This is a genomic window from Pseudonocardia sp. EV170527-09, from assembly GCF_008369905.1.
In the GTDB taxonomy this organism is placed as follows: Bacteria; Actinomycetota; Actinomycetes; order Mycobacteriales; family Pseudonocardiaceae; genus Pseudonocardia.
Map to the genome: position 1 here is coordinate 1 of NZ_VRMC01000661.1, position 236 is coordinate 236.

At 33.1% G+C, this 236-nt stretch carries 1 pseudogene; it reads right to left on the bottom strand.

The features are described 5' to 3' along the window. Positions 1-236, bottom strand: a pseudogene (locus FVA95_RS30420) (IS6 family transposase); the annotation flags it as partial.

Below are 236 nucleotides of genomic sequence, written 5' to 3' on the forward strand. Positions count from 1 at the left end.
ATATAAATAGCTCCATTTTCCTTTTATTTTGATGTACATCTCATCAATACGCCATTTGTAATAAGCTTTTTGATGCTTTTTCTTCCAAATTTGATATAAAATTGGGGCATATTCTTGAACCCAACGGTAGACTGTTGAATGATGAACGTTTACACCACGTTCCCTTAATATTTCAGATATATCACGATAACTCAATGCATATCTTAGATAGTAGCCAACGGCTACAGTGATAACAT